Source organism: Flavobacterium reichenbachii, assembly GCF_002217435.1.
Classification (GTDB): Bacteria; Bacteroidota; Bacteroidia; order Flavobacteriales; family Flavobacteriaceae; genus Flavobacterium; species Flavobacterium reichenbachii.
This window is the reverse complement of sequence record NZ_MUHF01000020.1, coordinates 18245-34673: the sequence shown is the minus strand read 5'-3', so window position 1 is coordinate 34673 and position 16429 is coordinate 18245. Positions and strand designations below refer to the sequence as shown.

The following is a 16429-nucleotide window of genomic DNA, read 5'->3' as shown; positions in this document are numbered from 1 at the left end:
AAGAAAGTATGGACAACACACTAATTATTAAAAAAGAAAGACAGATCAAAGCAGATACTGAAAAAGTTTGGGCTGTTTTGACTAATCCCGCAGAAATTACAAAATGGCTTGGTGTTACTGCAACAAGTGATTGGAGACCGCAAAGCGAGATAATATTTGCTTTTACGTGGGATGGCAAAATATATAATGATAAGGGAATAATTATTCAATTTGAGAAAGAGAAAGTGTTTTCGTATTCTTATTGGAGTGGTTTTTCTGGACTTCCGGATTCTCCTGAAAATTATTCGGAAATCGAATTTGTATTAGATCCAAATGAACTTGGAGTTACTCTTAAATTGACACATAGTAATTTTGCATCGGAAACCATGTATAAACACTCAGACAATAACTGGGAAGAAACATTGAATGAAATAAAAAAATTAGCAGAAGAATAATAACTCTGATAGTTTAAAACCACATCATCACAAACATATTACAATATTAAAATTGGAGACAAGAAAAGCGTATGAACTTACAAACATGTAATAAAAAGAATAATGTACTAGGCTGTTTTATGTTTTTTTTGCTTTTAATAACTAATAATTCATTTTCATCCAATAGATTTTTGGCTTCTTTAGATCAAAAAGGTTATAAAACTACTGAAGTTAAATCGTTTGAAAAGTTGGAGCTATATGTTAACAATGTTTTGAGTAAAAAGGAGGTTGTTTTTTTTAAAAATAATAATGTATTTTTTGGCTTTATATTCTTTGAAGATTCTGATCGGCCTAATTTTTTTCTAACTGACGAGAATAATGTAACTCTATTTTTGACTGAACCAGCATCAGATGGAGAGAATTTATTTTTATCAGTGCTTAATAATCACTATTCGGCTTATTACATGGAGTTTTCAAAAAGGGAAGTATATTATGTAAATTTCTTATTTATGTTTAAACCTAGTTTACCCCATTTTACTATTTACTGTTTTGGGGAAAATAAATACGATGAATTTACGGCTTCTAGCGACAGGAGAATTTCTTATCCAGACTTTACAGACAGAAGTAAAACATTTAGTGATTATTCACCATTAAAAAATATTAAGATTGAAAAACTGAAAAAAGTAAAAGAAGGAATTTCAATGCTCAATTTACGCCCTTCCATACTAAATTTATTTATAGATATTTCACATTAGTACTCGTAAAATTGCAAGTTGATTTTAGGCGCAGTTTAAATTTTTAAGATATCACTTATTACGTTGATAAATCCGTATTCTTCAAAACTATTCCAAAGAATGGGAACTGTCAAATTGTATTCTTTGTCTTTTGCCCATATAAGTCTGTAGCCGCCGTTTTCCATATAAATACAGCCATAATCTGCTTCTACGCCTCTGCATAATTCTTTAAAATACCTGTCCACTGATTTTGATTTAGCAAAAAGCCGGCTCATATCACTTGTCGCAGCCCAAAACTGAAGTTCTATACAATTATCAATTTTTGAAGAATAGTCGTTAATGTGAATTTCAATATTTCCGATCCACCATTTGTTATCTGTGCTTTTATAAAAATCGATAAAATCAGATTCATAAATAGAATTCGGCTGATAGTTTTGTGTCAAATCATATAGATAATACTCGATCACACTATCGTCTTCATCTACTAAAATGCAGGTATCAACTTTTTGATCTATTCCAAAGTTGTCGAGATAAGTTTTTGTTGTCTTTCCGTTTGCGTAGTTGTCAATTTTATATAATTGATCATTAGTTATTTCAAATGAAACTCTGTCTATGTCAGAATGATCATAAACAAATTTTAGAGCTCTCTTGAGATTTTCTTTTTTAATGTATATTCTATAATCGTAATCTAATCCCATTTGTTGGTTTATTTAAAGTTGCTGACTCTTATCTGTTTTGTTTACTATTCTGGCTTGATTATTTTTTTACAGCATTCAAAATTGGTGTATGTTCAAAAATACATAAATTTTGAAATTATTTCCGAACCTTTAATAATGGATTTGAAGATACTTAATTCAGAATAAAATAATATGTTTTTTATATCTCCAAAAGTTCCTTTGGCTATATTAGCAAAACTTTTAATTAACTTAACATGAGGATTCTTTTTTCTAAATTAACAGTTATTCTGCTGGTTTTAGTAACGTCTGTGCTATTGATTTATTTTTACATAAATGACGTTCAAAAAGCAAGATTAAAGGTGTTTAACGAACAAGTAGGTACTTATAAATTAGATTTACAAAGAACAAAACTTGAAAATTATCAAAAAGATAGTAGTGCTTATAAAAAATTAACGATAACTTTTTATAGTGATTCTACTTTTAAACTCAACATTCCAGTTCCCTTCATTAATGACACAAAGGGCAGATGGGTGGCTGATGCAGGAGATTATGATAGTTGGAATTGGCTGCAATTTGATAGATATCTGAAAAAACACAAAATGGAAATTAATTCTGGGAACCAATTTTCTCATATTCAAAATTATGGAAGTAGTTCAGGATTTTACATTAATGCTGTTCGCCCAATGGATAACCAGAATTATATTCAGGAGGTATATTTTATTAGAAAAAATAAAAAATAATATTTAAGTAAGTATGGAATAATACAGAAAATAAAAGTGGGACAAAGAAGGAATGCTCTTCTTTGTCCCATTCAAGTCGTGATGGGTACAGAATTCTGATCAATTGCAGCAAGAGTTGACAATTTTGCATGATTTATTTTAAGAAAATAAACCTCTAACCGCGATTTAGTTATTCGATATTTGTGATCCATTCATTTATTTCCTTTATTACCTCTTGGATCTTGTCTATCTTATATTCTTTCATTTTTGGATTGTAGTCAAAAAAATCTTTTTTAAAATATATTAAGAAAGTTTGTTTATCTAATTTATAATCAATTAAAACCATATTGGTAAACGATCTACTGCAGAATCCATTAGTTTTAGTAATAGCAATTAAGGTTTTGTTCGCTTTAATATAAAACTCATTCAATTGTTTGGTTTTTATACAGTAGTCTATAAACTCTTTTATTTTTTTAGCTTTCCACTTATATATGTAAATGTTGTTGTTAAAAAAATTAGATATTTCATTCCATTGCAGTTCGGAATTCATTTCACACCAATAATTTGAATCTCTTTGGTACCAACCTTCACACAACTCTTTTATTGAACTAGATATAATTTCAAATTTCCCATCCCAATGATTATTGTAATGTCCCCATATTCCATTTTTATCTTTTCTATAGCCTAATATCAAATCGAAGTCGTCATAAATTTCGCCTATTCTAAAAAAATTCTTTTCAAGATCAATTTGCGAATTCTCATGTGAATACAGTATTTGGCATTCAGTTGCATTGAAGAGACCAAAGGAGTAATACTCGTTTAAATATTCTGAACAATTATACCCCTCGATTTTAGATTTCATAACTCAATTAAATATGTATAACATGTTAATAATCTTCGCTAAATAGTCATAAAAATAAAACTCATTAAATTGTAGTTATTAGAATGCTTCTTTTAAACAAATATAAAATTATTAATTTACCTGTAAATTAGTCGCGCTGATAAAAAAATGGAAACAAACTTTATGAGATTTAAAAAAAAACTAATGTATTACTTGAAAAATCTTGACGGAGTTAGAATCGAAAATTCCGATAAATACTGATGTTACAAAAAAATAAAAATTTAGGAAAGGATTTTAGAACCATAAAAAAAGCCTGAGAATATAGATTCTCAGGCTTTTCCTTTTTTATGTGACCACGGTGGGATTTGAACCCACACGCCCTTACGAGCACCACCCCCTCAAGATGGCAAGTCTACCGTTTCTCCACGTGGCCTAAAACAAAAAAGGTCAAGTAAAATAAATTACTCGACCTTTTGTGACCCGACTGGGGCTCGAACCCAGGACCCCATCATTAAAAGTGATGTGCTCTACCGACTGAGCTATCGAGTCATTGCTTTCAAGAAACTTATGTGTTAATCACAAAATTTGTGACCCGACTGGGGCTCGAACCCAGGACCCCATCATTAAAAGTGATGTGCTCTACCGACTGAGCTATCGAGTCATATTCGTTTCTTGAATGCGGGTGCAAATATAAGGAGTTTTTTTCGAAGTTTCCAAGCATTTTTATTATAAATTTGTCTTTTTTTACGAAAAATTTACAACGTGTTAGTTTATAAGGTTTTATTAATATGAAAAAAATCGTCTTATTAGGTTATATGGGTTGCGGAAAGTCAACAATTGCCCAAAACTTGTCAAAAATTACAAATATTCCATTTCTCGATTTAGATAAATGTATCGAAGAAAAATCAAATTTATCCATAAATCAAATTTTCGAACAGCATGGAGAGATTTATTTTAGAAAATTAGAGCATGAAATGTTTCTTGAATTGCTGCAGTCTGAAGAAAATAATATAATAGGTTTGGGAGGAGGAACTCCATGTTATGCCAATAACCACGAATTATTGCAAAAAGAAGATGTTACTTCAGTTTATTTAAAAGCTTCTATAGAGACTTTATATGATAGATTAGTGCATAACAAAAGCAAGCGCCCGTTAATCGCTAATATGAATGAAGAGGAGATGAAAGAGTTTATCGCAAAACATTTGTTCGACAGAAGCTTTTACTACAACCATGCAAAACATAAAGTTGTAGTAGATAATAGAACGGTTGATGAAACCGTTGGCGATATTATGAAGATCTTAGCTTAAAGAAGCGTAATCTCCATCCTTATCGTCAAAAACTACCTGAACATGCTCCAATAACGAAGTAGATAAAGAAATGCCCTTAAAATCAGCTTTTACAGGGTATTTTTTATGATTTCTGTCTACAAGTACTGCAGTCTTGAATTTTTTTAGCGGAACATCAAGAAAATGACGTACAGCATAAATTAGAGTGGTGCCCGAATTTAAAACATCATCAACCAATACCAATCCTTTGTTTTCATACTCAGCAACACTTAATGAAGTTTGTATAGGAAGCTGTGGATTTTGTTTGTCAACTTTAACCTCACACAGAGAAACTTTGATTGTGGAAATTGTATTTAAGGCCTGAGCAATTTTTTTAGCAAAAATAGAACCATTAGAAGCAATTCCAGCAATGACAACTTCTTCTTCGTTAACAAATGTTTCGTAAATCTGGTAGGCGATACGTTTTATTTTGTGTTCAATTTCCTGATTCGTTAAAATGATGTTTTTGCTCATGATTATTTTTTTTTGCTAAAATACAACTAGAATTTTAGATTTCGGATTTTTTGATTAGAATTCGGAATTTAATTTTCCTCTTCTTCGTCAATAATATCATCGCCATATTCGTCAATGTCTCTTCTGTCTTTTTTGGTAGGTCTTCCTGTACCGCTTTTACGATAATGTTCTTTAGAAAGTTTTAATAATTCTAAATGGGCGTAAGCTTCAGGAGGAGTTTCATTTTTACGATAAATGTCAACAAGTTTTGCTCCAACGCGACTCTCCGGGATGTCCAGCACGGTTATAATCTGTGTAATCTGATCTTTTCTAAAGGTAATTTTGTCGGTAGGAAAAACCTCTTTAGACGGTTTTGCAACTTGTCCATTTACAGTAATATGGTTCTTTTTGCAGGCTTCGGTTACCATGTTTCTGGTTTTGTAATACCGTACACACCATAAGTATTTATCTATTCTCATAATTTTTCCAAATTCGAAGTTAAATTCTTTACAAAAATAAATCAATATTGTATCTTGCGCACCTAAAAAATTAACAATAATGAATAAATTTAAATATTATTTTGTTTTATTACTTGCGGGTATCGCTGTCGTTTCTTGTAATAAAAGCGATGATGATGAGGTTGTAACGGTTCCGTTAAGAGATTACGCCGTGCAGTATAAAGCTGATAATGATTCGATTGAAAAATATTTGAAAACTAATTATATCGTTGAGGTTACAACAGATTTAGATATTAAAATTGCTAAAATTCCTGCTGGAGGGGCACAGGTTTCTCTTTGGGATCAGCAAGATTATCCTCTTAAAAAGAGAGAAGTTTATAATGACGGGATAACTTATACAGTATATTATATGTCCTTAAGAGAAGGAGTAGGGCAGTCTCCTATGAATACAGACAGAATTTACGCTACTTATACAGGATATTTATTAGACAATACAGTTTTTGACAGCTCTTATGATGTACCTGGAATCTGGGATCTTGATGGTGTAGGGGCAAGAGGAGTTTTTGTTGACGGATGGAAAGAAATTTTTCCTAAATTTAAAACAGGTACTTCTACAATGGCGTCAAATGGTGTTATAACATATGATAATTATGGAGCAGGAGTAATGTTTGTGCCTTCTGGGCTAGCTTATTATGCTCAAAGTTCGGGAACTATCGGTGCTTATACTCCAATTATATTTACATTTAAATTATTTGATCTTCAACGATTTGATCATGATGGCGATGGTATTTTTGATTATCAGGAAGATTTAAACGGTGATGGTTATGTATATGATTTTAGAGATACAGTAACATATCCAAATCCACCAGCAAGTCTGGTTGATGATACAGATAAAGACGGTATTGCAGATTTTCTTGACACTGATGATGACGGAGATGGATATGCAACTCTTTTTGAGGTAACAAAACCAACAGGAGCTCCTTTTTCTGGTGTAAGTAAATATTATCCTTACAGTCCAACTTTAGACAATCCTGCTACGCCAAATGTAGATGAAACAGAAATTTGGGGTGTGCCAAGAAGGCCTACAGGTGAACTTACTGATCCGGCAAAACCAGAATCTATAGATAATCCTAGAAAATTCATTCCAGAAGATTACACAGAGCCAACAAGACTAAGAATTCATTTGGATAAAACTTATCCTTACCAAAAGAAATAGTTTCCTAATAATAATGCAAAACCTCGAAAGTGATTTCGAGGTTTTTTTGTTAAATATTTAAAAATTTGTAAGTAAAATATTTCAATATTGACTTATATTATGTATAATTGTAAGTTAAATTTTAAAATATTTGATTATGAAAAGATTATTATTGATTTTAGGAGTTGTATCGCTTTGGTCGTGCAGTAATGATGAACAAGTTCAAACTACACAAGCTAATACTCAGAATTCGCTTTCTGTTTTAGATGGAAAGTTATTATCATTCAAAGATGATGAATCGTTTATCAAAGAGTATATCGGATTATCTGAATTGAATACAGATAAGCTTAAATCATGGGATTCTAGTAAGAAGTTTACTGCTTTGTTAAGTGTTTCAGACGATTTATTTGAAATTGAAGGTGATATTGTTCCGGTATCGAGATTGGTTTATTCAGATGCTTTAAAGGCACTTTTAAGTTCTGAATCAAAATTAATGATTGGAGGTAAGGTTTTATGGCTTAATGGACGTAATTTTTATTTACTAGGGAAAAATGATCTAAATAAAACATCCGATGAACTTGTTAGTAGTAAGGATAGTTTTGATGTTTATGGTCAATTGTTAAGTTTGTCAGGATCTAGCAAAAGTTTAACAAGTAGGAACGTTATTCCGAATGAAAATAGAACAATAACTTTTGCTAGTGATGAAATGAATGTAAATGGTAGTAGATTAAGGCATGTTTTAGATTTGTTTAACGAAACAATTGTCTTAAATGATCAAATAAAAACAAGTAAAATGTATTTGCGAAACACGTTACAGTATAGATCTTGTTCTACGTTTCGTTGTACTTGGAAGGAAGCGATGAATGTTAGAACTTTGTCAACAGCTAATTTATATTGTGCGTCATGTTCAAATGGATCTGTCGCGCCTTGGAGTTTGTTTACTATAAATGATTATGGAATGACAGGTACTCAAACTTATTTGCTGGCCAACTGGTCATTGCAATATCCGCTAGCTAATCCATATGCTAATTTTGCTGTTTCAGGTTTTGTTACTAGTCAAGTGGAGGGTGTTACATTTTCTATTCCTATCTCTTGGTATTAATTTTATAAAAAACCTCGGAATAGACTTTCCGAGGTTTTTTTATAAGTAAGAAAAACTAAAATTATTTTCTTTTGATCACTCTTTCTACAGCTTCAACAATCGCTTGGTTGTTTAATTTGTATTTATCCATTAATTGTTCAGGAGTTCCAGACTCACCAAAACTATCGTTTACTGCTACAAATTCTTGTGGAGCTGGAGTGTTTAATGCTAATACTCTAGAAATACTTTCTCCTAAACCGCCAAGAATGTTGTGCTCTTCTGCAGTAACAACACATTTTGTTTTAGCCAATGATTTAAGAATAGCTTCTTCGTCAAGTGGTTTAATTGTGTGAATGTTGATTACTTCTGCAGAGATTCCTTTTGCTTCAAGTGCTTCAGCTGCAATAAGGGCTTCCCATACTAAGTGACCTGTTGCAACAATGGTAACGTCTGTACCTTCGTTTAATAAAATTGCTTTTCCAATTACGAAAGGCTCGTCAGCGGGTGTAAAGTTTGGTACAACCGGACGACCGAAACGTAAATAAGCAGGACCATGATGATCTGCTAATGCCAATGTTGCTGCTTTAGTCTGATTGTAATCGCAAGTATTGATTACAGTCATTCCTGGTAACATTTTCATTAAACCAATATCTTCTAAGATTTGGTGTGTAGCTCCGTCTTCTCCTAATGTTAAACCAGCGTGAGAAGCACAGATTTTTACGTTCTTGTCAGAATAAGCAACAGATTGACGAATTTGATCGTAAACTCTTCCTGTAGAAAAGTTAGCAAATGTTCCTGTAAAAGGAATTTTTCCTCCAATTGTTAAACCCGCAGCAATACCAATCATGTTCGCCTCTGCGATACCAATTTGGAAAAAACGTTCTGGGTGGTTTTTTTTGAAATCATCAAATTTTAATGATCCAATCAAATCTGCACAAAGTGCTACAACATTTTCATTTTTTTGACCTAATTCAGTCATTCCCGCTCCAAAACCTGAACGAGTATCTTTACTTCCTGTATTTTCGTATTTTTTCATTTTTTTCTTTTGAGATGCTAAGTTTCTAAGATTCTAAGTTTTTTAACTGGAAACTGTTTACTGAGCCTGAACATTTTTTTTAATAATCGATTTGATCTGCTGAATGATTTTGAGCTAAAGCAGCTGTCAACTGATCGTTGTTTGGTGCTTTACCGTGCCATGCGTGTGTGTGCATCATAAAATCAACTCCGTTACCCATTTCAGTGTGTAACAAAATACAAACTGGTTTTCCTTTTCCTGTTCTTGATTTTGCATCAGTCAAACCGGCAAGAATGGCATCGATATTGTTTCCTTCCTGAATTTCAAGAACGTCCCAGTCAAAAGCTTCAAATTTAGCGCGGATGCTTCCCATTGGTAAAACTTCGTCAGTTGTTCCGTCGATTTGTTTTCCGTTAAGGTCAATAGTCGAAATAATATTGTCTACTTTTTTGGCAGAAGCATACATAATTGCTTCCCAGTTTTGACCTTCCTGCAATTCGCCGTCTCCATGTAAAGTATAGATTAAATGATTATCTCCATTTAATTTTTTAGCCTGAGCTGCACCAAGAGCTACAGATAAACCTTGTCCTAATGAACCAGAAGCAATACGAACTCCAGGTAATCCTTCGTGAGTTGTAGGGTGTCCTTGTAAACGAGAATTTAACAATCTAAAAGTTGCCAATTCTGAAACAGGAAAATAACCGCTTCTTGCTAAAACGCTATAAAAAACTGGAGAAATATGCCCGTTTGAAAGGAAGAAGATGTCTTCACCAATTCCGTCCATATCAAAACCTTCCTTACGGTCCATAATATTTTGGTATAAAGTCACCAAAAATTCTGTACAACCAAGTGAACCACCTGGGTGACCTGAATTGACTGCATGTACCATACGAAGAATATCTCTTCTTACTTGGATAGTTAAATCGCTTAATTGTTGTGTGTTAGGCTTCATTTATATGTAAAATTTTAAACTGATGCAAAAGTACTCGTTATTTTGCGGGGAGACAAATGATTTTTTGCTTTAGTTTGCTGGAATTGTTAAATTCTGAGATTTTTTTTATAGATATCAAAAAAAATCAGAGTTGTTTTTACTATTTAAAATAGAAGAATGTTTTTTGTTGAAATCTGAAAGGATTTTTTTGGATTGATATAAACACAAAAAAGTCCCGTTAAACAGGACTTTTTGCTTTGTAAATTACAATATCTTTAATTATCACTTTCGCTGTAATAATTGTTTTCCTCGTCTTCAGAACCTATATTTTCTTGTTGATCGTCAAGCTCAGAACCTGGAACATCTAAGTCTTCTCCAGTTTGATCGTCTTTCTCGGTATTAAAACTGTTTTCATTCCATTCACCTTCTTTTTGGTCAATAGATTTTTCAGTATTGATATTCTCCGGATTGATGTTTTTAAGCTTTTCTTCTTGGCTGTAAATGTCTTCGTTTGCAGGATAATCTAATTTTTCTAAATTTCTTTGGATTTCCTCTTCCTTTTGTTCTTGTTCGTTTTTCATGTTTTCTATATTTTAAATTCGTTAAAGAAATAACGATTGTTTTCTCATCTAAAATTAGAAAATGAAAAGCAGAGAACTGTTATACATTTATATTTTGATATTCCAGCTTTTACATTTTCAGCAAGTTAATTAGGCTGTATTCTAACTTAAAGCAAACCTTCTACATAACTTGCAATCTGCGAATCTGTGTAAGAACTGAAAGTAGAACCCGCAAGTTGAAAGTTTAAGAATAAAGTAGAATCTTTTAATTCCATTTTTACAGCACTGCTATCGTCTGTGTTTGTCAGTCGAATGGTTTTCATGCTTTCTTGCAATGCTTCTCTGCCCATATCGTCGCTGCAGATTTTTTTTACGAAAGATTCGATGTCATTAAATACAATGTCTAATCTTGACAACGGATATTCATCATAAGCTGTAAAAGTGCTCCAGTCAATATCTACTTTAATATCGTAACCAGAACGTTCTTTTAGTTTTTCTTCAAATGCCGGAAGTTTTTCTGTCTTAATTGATTCTGCTAAACGCTTTTCTGCTAATCCCATATTTTATAATGATTAAATAATTAAAAATGAATGACAAAAATAACGGTTAGGTTTTTCCTCCGCATCACCATTTATAATGATTTTGAATATAAATGATTTAAAATACTTTTGTGCCTTCAGTTTCTAAAATTTCATTTAAAATCTCAGAATTATGCCCTTTTTCTCTTGCTTTTTCAGCAAAAAGCACAGCTTTGTCGGACTGTTTTAATTTGCAGTAAATTTCGGCAATATTGCATAGAAAAATTCCTTCTTCCGGATTTGCACGTGTCGCTTTTACAAAATAATCTAAAGCTTCTTCATAGCGTGATTCCAGATCTAATAAACATCCAAAATTATTGTAAATAATAGCCAGGGCATAAGGATCATGTTTTGTATTTTCTATAAAATAATCCAATTTTTTATAACATGCCTCTGAGCCTTGAGTATACCAAAGCAGTCGGGCTTCGACAAAATAACCAAATCCAAAATCAGGATAATTTAGAATTAATTCATCACATATTTTTTGAGCTTCGTCATATTTTTTGGCTGTGATAAGAGGCCATGTTTTTTGATATAGGCTGTTTTTATATTCTTGTTCCTGAAGTCTTTTTATTCTGTTGTCGACACTTTCTTTTCTGTCCGAATCTATTTTGATAATCCAGTCTTCAAAGTTTATTTCTCTGTCGTCGATTCTGATTTTAAAATCTAAATCTCCATCAGTATTTTTAAGAAGGATAGAAAAGTGAATCAAAATATCTTCGTTTTCTCCTGCTGTATTTTCTATAAAATCGTGCAGTTTATTTGAATCTATATCTATCACTGCCCAATGATAACGCCAGTAAATAAGAGTAATGGTTTTAGGAAGATGCCTGAAAATGGGCAGATTAATATCGGAAACAATTTCATCATTTGTTGGTAAAGTATCTAATATTTCAATTTTGGTTTCTTCTAATAAACTTTCAAAAGAAAAGCTCCAGATAAATTGCTTGTTTAATAGCGCGGCATTTCTCTCTATTACATGAGATTCTCTAATTTTTTTAATTAAAGATTGAAAATGTCCTTTGTTTTCAAAATTAGAAATCGAAATGTAATTATTCGTTTTAATTTCCTTTTCTGCTTCTGTAATCGAAATAGATTTACTTTCAGGAGAAAAGAATAAATGTTTTTCTGTAGTAAAAAGATCAACGCTTCCGTTTAAAGACAGATATATTTTAAGGCTTTCAGTTTCTCTACCGCGCAATACTGCGGGTTCGTTAAGAGGATATTTTACCGGAGTTAAAACAAGTTTATGGTAAGGGAATTCTATTTTGCTCTGATAATATTTTTCTTCATTAAAAGAATACCAAGTGAGTACAAGGAGATTCGTGCGCATGGGAATTTGCGAGATTGTCCATTGAAAATTCCTTTCGATTTTAGTATTCGAAATTCTTTTTGTTTGCGTATTTATAAATTCAATCTTATCAATATAAAGGTGAAATTCAGGATCATGAATAATTTTTATTCGTGTTTTGATAAAATTTGAAGCCATATTCCATCTTAAATAAAGATATCTTATGTCCTGAAAAACAAAATAAAGTAGCGGTAAACCGAAAACGATAAATGCCCAGATGTAAAAATGAAGATTGTTAAAGTGATTTGTTATTTGGTATTCGTAAATCAAATAAAAGCCATAATCGACAATTGTAAAATAACTAAAAACAAGAAGCCAGCCAATTATAAACTCAACCGAAATTCTTTGAGAACTTTTGCCGTAAAAATGAAAATAAAAAAATCCGATAAACGAAATCACTAAATTAAAAGCTAAAACTAAAGGAATGCCTCCAAGGAAAAGCAAGCCGTAAGAAATTAAAGAAGGTATAAAAGTTACCAGAATTGGGAAAAATAGGAATTCTTGTAAGTTGAAATATACTCGTTCAAATTCTTTGTAAGGTTTATAGTTTATCATCTTTTATGGTTTTTTAGTTGTAATAATGAATTGGTAAATAGAAATATTCACTTTTTTGTCAAATAATCTTCTTTGTAGAATTGCCCAAAATTCGTTGAATTCAAAAAATGATTCATCATTATAATTAGTGATTTTAGCATTAGCCGGGTTTCTATTATTGAGCTGATTTTCATAAATATCTAATTGACAAATTTTCTAATTAAATTTCCCTGAAATTGATTTATCTTTGCGGTCCCGAACAATAGGGAGAAAAACGCGTATATGAAGTTTGATTTATTACAAAAAGATCCGCAGTCGAAAGCGAGAGCGGGAAGCATTACTACAGATCACGGAGTTATAGAAACTCCTATTTTTATGCCTGTTGGTACCGTTGCATCTGTAAAAGGTGTACACCAAAGAGAGCTTAAAGACGATATTAATCCGGATATTATCTTAGGAAATACTTACCATTTATATTTACGTCCGCAAACTGAAATCCTTGAGAAAGCAGGCGGATTGCATAAATTCATGAACTGGGATCGTAATATTTTGACCGATTCTGGCGGATATCAAGTGTATTCTCTTTCGAATAATAGAAAAATTAAAGAAGAAGGAGTAAAGTTTAAATCGCATATTGATGGTTCGTACCACTTTTTTACGCCAGAAAATGTGATGGAAATTCAGCGTACTATTGGAGCAGATATTATCATGGCTTTTGACGAATGTACGCCGTATCCTTGCGATTACAGATATGCACAGCGCTCTATGCACATGACACACCGCTGGTTAGACCGTTGTATTAATCATTTGGATAAAGTTCCTTATAAATATGGATACGAGCAGACATTTTTTCCGATTGTTCAGGGAAGTACTTATAAAGATTTACGCCGTCAGTCTGCAGAATATATTGCTAATTCTGGTCAGCAGGGAAATGCAATTGGCGGATTGTCAGTTGGTGAGCCGGCAGAAGAAATGTATGCAATGACAGAAGTAGTTTGCGAAATCCTTCCAGAAGATAAACCTCGTTACTTAATGGGAGTTGGGACTCCAATTAATATTCTGGAAAATATTGCGTTAGGAATTGATATGTTTGACTGTGTTATGCCAACGCGTAACGCAAGAAACGGAATGTTGTTTACAGCAAACGGAACAATCAACATTAAAAATAAAAAATGGGAAGCTGATTTTTCTCCAATCGACGAAATGGGGCATACTTTTGTTGATACAGAATATACAAAAGCATATTTACGCCACTTGTTTGCTGCCAACGAATATTTAGGAAAACAGATTGCTACAATTCATAATCTTGGTTTCTATATGTGGTTGGTTCGTGAAGCTAGAAAACATATCTTAGCAGGAGATTTCAGACCATGGAAAGAAATGATGGTTAAAAATATGAGTCAAAGACTTTAAAAAGTTTCAAGTTTTAAGTTTCAGGTTTCCGGTTCTTTGCAGAAGTTGAAACCTGAAACTTGAAACAAAAAAAAATGTATATGCTGACGATAATAGATAAATACATCTTAAAAAGATATCTTGGTACATTCTCTGTAATGTTACTTTTGTTTGCACCAATCGGAATCGTAATTGATGTTTCTGAAAAGGTAAATAAGATGCTCGAAAACAAAATTCCGTTTCCGGATATTGCTTTCTATTATTACAATTTTACGATTTACTTTATTAATTCGCTGTTCCCGATATTTTTGTTTTTATCGGTAATTTGGTTTACCTCAAAATTGGCCAATAATACAGAAATTATAGCCATTTTAAGTTCAGGAATATCTTATACCCGTTTTTTACGTCCTTATATTATAGGAGCAACCATAGTTTCTCTTTTTGTCCTGCTGATGGGATTTTTTATTGTTCCTGCAGCAAGTGAAGGTTATAATAATTTTAGATACACTTATCTAAAAGGTAACGGAAAAGAGCTCATGCGGGGAGAAAATACCAATGTTTACAGACAAATCAATGATCATGATTTTATTTTTGTAAATAGTTTTAACGAAGAATCAAAAACAGCTTTTAATTTTACTCTGGAACATTTTGAAAAAGAAAAACTGAGTTATAAAATTACCGCAAGCCGTATAAAATGGGATCCAAAAGCAAAAACCTATATTTTGTACGACTATACAAAAAGAACCGTTGGCGATCTCAATGATATAATAGAAAAAGATCCTGAGAAAAAGATTAAGTTTAAATTTGAATTAGCAGATTTAACACCTGTAGTGTATATTGCAGAAACACTTACTTTAGGAAAGCTGATCGATTTTATTGAAAAAGAAAGAAAAAGAGGTTCAGGAAATATAAATACCTATTTAGTAGTTCTTTATAAGAAATACAGTGTTCCTGTTTCAGCTTTTATTCTAACAATTATTGCTGTTGCGGTTTCTTCTATGAAACGACGCGGTGGTATGGGAACCAATCTGGCGATAGGAATTGCAATTGCTTTCTCATTTGTATTTTTTGATAAAATATTTGGTACTCTTGCCGAAAAATCTACTTTCTCACCTTTATTAGCTGTTTGGTTTCCGAATATTGTTTTCGGGATTTTAGCAGTTTACCTATTACGTAATGCGAAACGATAATTTAAAAAGTTATTTAAATCTTCATTTAATTGTTTTTATCTGGGGATTTACTGCCATTTTAGGCGCTTTAATAACTATTGATGCCGAAAATTTAGTATGGTTTAGAATGCTTCTTGCCTTAATTTTTCTTGGTGCTTTTATTATTTATAAAAAACAATCTTTTCAGGTTCCTGTAAAAGAATTATTTAAACTCGTTTTTGTCGGATTGCTTATTGCGCTCCATTGGATTTTCTTTTTTAAAGCCATTCATGTTTCCAATGTTTCAATTACACTTTCGATATTTTCTCTGGGTGCTTTTTTTGCATCTTTATTAGAGCCGTTATTTTACGGGCGAAAAGTATTATGGTACGAAGTTTTTTTCGGACTTATTATAATAGCTGGTTTAGGGTTGATCTTACAGGTTGAGATTAAATATCTTACTGGTGTTTATTATGCTTTGGCCGCAATAATTTTGGGTGTTTTATTTACGTTGATGAATGGGAAATTAATCTCAGATCATGAACCTTCTGTAATTACATTTTATGAATTTGGAGCTGGAGTTTTCTTCATCTCGGTTTACTTTTTATTTCAAGGAAAATTTACTGCAGATTTCTTTGTAATGTCTATGAACAATTGGATTTTACTATTGATCTTAGCTTCAATTTGCACCGCTTATGCCTTTACGGCTTCTGTAAAAGTAATGCAGAGGCTGACACCTTATACAGTCATGTTGACTACTAACTTAGAACCGGTTTATGGTATTGTTCTGGCTTATTTTATCTTAGGCGGAAAAGAGAAAATGAGTGTCGAATTTTACATAGGAGCAGTCATAATTATCATAACAGTTATTCTAAATGGTGTTTTCAAACATTACCAGAATAAGAAAGAAAACTTGTAATAGTTTACTTATTTTTAAATTGCATTTTTATACTTTAAATAACAATTAACTTCGCCAATGATATAATATTTTTATATTTGCGGTTCGATTTACAAACAAAATTCA

18 protein-coding genes and 3 tRNA genes are annotated in these 16429 nt (G+C 32.0%); 9 read left to right on the top strand and 12 right to left on the bottom strand.

The genetic code is table 11. The annotated features are described in order from the left end of the window. Both B0A68_RS17190 and B0A68_RS17185 read left to right on the top strand, forming a co-directional pair. Positions 1-434 (top strand): SRPBCC family protein (locus B0A68_RS17190; protein WP_207763279.1); only part of this gene is annotated, 434 nt, incomplete at its 5' end. A 71-nt stretch (positions 435-505) separates the two neighbouring features. After that, on the top strand, positions 506-1168 hold the full coding sequence (locus B0A68_RS17185; protein ID WP_123947521.1) for a hypothetical protein: 663 nt from the start codon (positions 506-508) through the stop codon (positions 1166-1168). Positions 1169-1203: 35 nt separating this feature from the next. Here the strand turns inward: B0A68_RS17185 and B0A68_RS17180 are convergent, their stop codons facing one another. After that, positions 1204-1845: a hypothetical protein gene (locus B0A68_RS17180; RefSeq protein ID WP_035679795.1), complete on the bottom strand. Its 642-nt coding sequence runs from the start codon at positions 1843-1845 to the stop codon at positions 1204-1206. 233 nt (positions 1846-2078) lie between these two features. Between B0A68_RS17180 and B0A68_RS17175 the strand changes: the two genes are divergently transcribed. Beyond that, the gene (locus tag B0A68_RS17175; RefSeq protein WP_035679797.1) at positions 2079-2564 is read left to right on the top strand and encodes a hypothetical protein; all 486 of its coding nucleotides are present in this window, start codon (positions 2079-2081) and stop codon (positions 2562-2564) included. A gap of 169 nt (positions 2565-2733) precedes the next feature. On the opposite strand, the gene B0A68_RS17170 is transcribed toward B0A68_RS17175, so the two are convergent. The 4 genes from B0A68_RS17170 to B0A68_RS17155 form a co-directional block, all read right to left on the bottom strand. Then, positions 2734-3405, bottom strand: a complete 672-nt coding sequence (locus B0A68_RS17170) for a hypothetical protein (RefSeq protein ID WP_035679800.1) — start codon at positions 3403-3405, stop codon at positions 2734-2736. 329 nt (positions 3406-3734) lie between these two features. After that, positions 3735-3817: transfer RNA gene (locus tag B0A68_RS17165), tRNA-Leu, on the bottom strand. A 43-nt stretch (positions 3818-3860) separates the two neighbouring features. Beyond that, positions 3861-3933, bottom strand: a tRNA-Lys gene (locus B0A68_RS17160). A gap of 39 nt (positions 3934-3972) precedes the next feature. Then, positions 3973-4045, bottom strand: a tRNA-Lys gene (locus B0A68_RS17155). A gap of 127 nt (positions 4046-4172) precedes the next feature. Between B0A68_RS17155 and B0A68_RS17150 the strand changes: the two genes are divergently transcribed. Then, positions 4173-4691 carry a shikimate kinase gene (locus B0A68_RS17150; RefSeq protein WP_035679803.1) on the top strand — a complete coding sequence of 173 codons (519 nt, stop codon included), beginning with the start codon at positions 4173-4175 and terminating at the stop codon, positions 4689-4691. Here B0A68_RS17150 and B0A68_RS17145 read toward each other — a convergent pair. Both B0A68_RS17145 and B0A68_RS17140 read right to left on the bottom strand, forming a co-directional pair. After that, positions 4683-5183: a phosphoribosyltransferase family protein gene (locus tag B0A68_RS17145; RefSeq protein ID WP_035679806.1), complete on the bottom strand. Its 501-nt coding sequence runs from the start codon at positions 5181-5183 to the stop codon at positions 4683-4685. The genes B0A68_RS17150 and B0A68_RS17145 overlap by 9 nt on opposite strands. 68 nt (positions 5184-5251) lie before the next feature. Further along, positions 5252-5641, bottom strand: coding sequence for an RNA-binding S4 domain-containing protein (locus B0A68_RS17140; RefSeq protein ID WP_035679810.1), 390 nt, complete (start codon positions 5639-5641; stop codon positions 5252-5254). 79 nt (positions 5642-5720) lie between these two features. Between B0A68_RS17140 and B0A68_RS17135 the strand changes: the two genes are divergently transcribed. Together B0A68_RS17135 and B0A68_RS17130 are read left to right on the top strand one after the other, a co-directional pair. Then, the gene (locus tag B0A68_RS17135; protein WP_035679813.1) at positions 5721-6836 is read left to right on the top strand and encodes an FKBP-type peptidyl-prolyl cis-trans isomerase; all 1116 of its coding nucleotides are present in this window, start codon (positions 5721-5723) and stop codon (positions 6834-6836) included. 136 nt (positions 6837-6972) lie between these two features. Further along, positions 6973-7917 (top strand): hypothetical protein, encoded by a 945-nt coding sequence (locus B0A68_RS17130; protein ID WP_035679816.1) that lies wholly within the window; start codon positions 6973-6975, stop codon positions 7915-7917. A 61-nt stretch (positions 7918-7978) separates the two neighbouring features. Here the strand turns inward: B0A68_RS17130 and B0A68_RS17125 are convergent, their stop codons facing one another. The 5 genes from B0A68_RS17125 to B0A68_RS17105 all read right to left on the bottom strand — a co-directional run bounded on the left by B0A68_RS17125 (position 7979) and on the right by B0A68_RS17105 (position 12886). Then, on the bottom strand, positions 7979-8932 hold the full coding sequence (locus B0A68_RS17125) for a transketolase family protein (RefSeq protein WP_035679818.1): 954 nt from the start codon (positions 8930-8932) through the stop codon (positions 7979-7981). A 79-nt stretch (positions 8933-9011) separates the two neighbouring features. Then, positions 9012-9863 (bottom strand): transketolase, encoded by an 852-nt coding sequence (locus B0A68_RS17120; RefSeq protein WP_035679821.1) that lies wholly within the window; start codon positions 9861-9863, stop codon positions 9012-9014. 254 nt (positions 9864-10117) lie between these two features. After that, positions 10118-10423, bottom strand: a complete 306-nt coding sequence (locus B0A68_RS17115; protein WP_035679824.1) for a hypothetical protein — start codon at positions 10421-10423, stop codon at positions 10118-10120. Positions 10424-10569: 146 nt separating this feature from the next. After that, positions 10570-10962 (bottom strand): hypothetical protein, encoded by a 393-nt coding sequence (locus B0A68_RS17110; protein WP_035679827.1) that lies wholly within the window; start codon positions 10960-10962, stop codon positions 10570-10572. 97 nt (positions 10963-11059) lie between these two features. After that, positions 11060-12886 carry a tetratricopeptide repeat protein gene (locus B0A68_RS17105; RefSeq protein ID WP_035679829.1) on the bottom strand — a complete coding sequence of 609 codons (1827 nt, stop codon included), beginning with the start codon at positions 12884-12886 and terminating at the stop codon, positions 11060-11062. 261 nt (positions 12887-13147) lie between these two features. Here B0A68_RS17105 and tgt point away from each other — a divergent pair, with 261 nt between their 5' ends. The 3 genes from tgt to B0A68_RS17090 all read left to right on the top strand — a co-directional run bounded on the left by tgt (position 13148) and on the right by B0A68_RS17090 (position 16324). Next, positions 13148-14278, top strand: coding sequence for a tRNA guanosine(34) transglycosylase Tgt (gene tgt, locus B0A68_RS17100; RefSeq protein WP_035679831.1), 1131 nt, complete (start codon positions 13148-13150; stop codon positions 14276-14278). Between the two features lie 80 nt (positions 14279-14358). Next, on the top strand, positions 14359-15447 hold the full coding sequence (locus B0A68_RS17095; protein ID WP_035687556.1) for an LptF/LptG family permease: 1089 nt from the start codon (positions 14359-14361) through the stop codon (positions 15445-15447). Continuing rightward, the gene (locus B0A68_RS17090; RefSeq protein ID WP_035679833.1) at positions 15434-16324 is read left to right on the top strand and encodes a DMT family transporter; all 891 of its coding nucleotides are present in this window, start codon (positions 15434-15436) and stop codon (positions 16322-16324) included. Before B0A68_RS17095 ends, B0A68_RS17090 begins: the two co-directional genes overlap by 14 nt. Positions 16325-16429 lie beyond the last annotated feature (105 nt).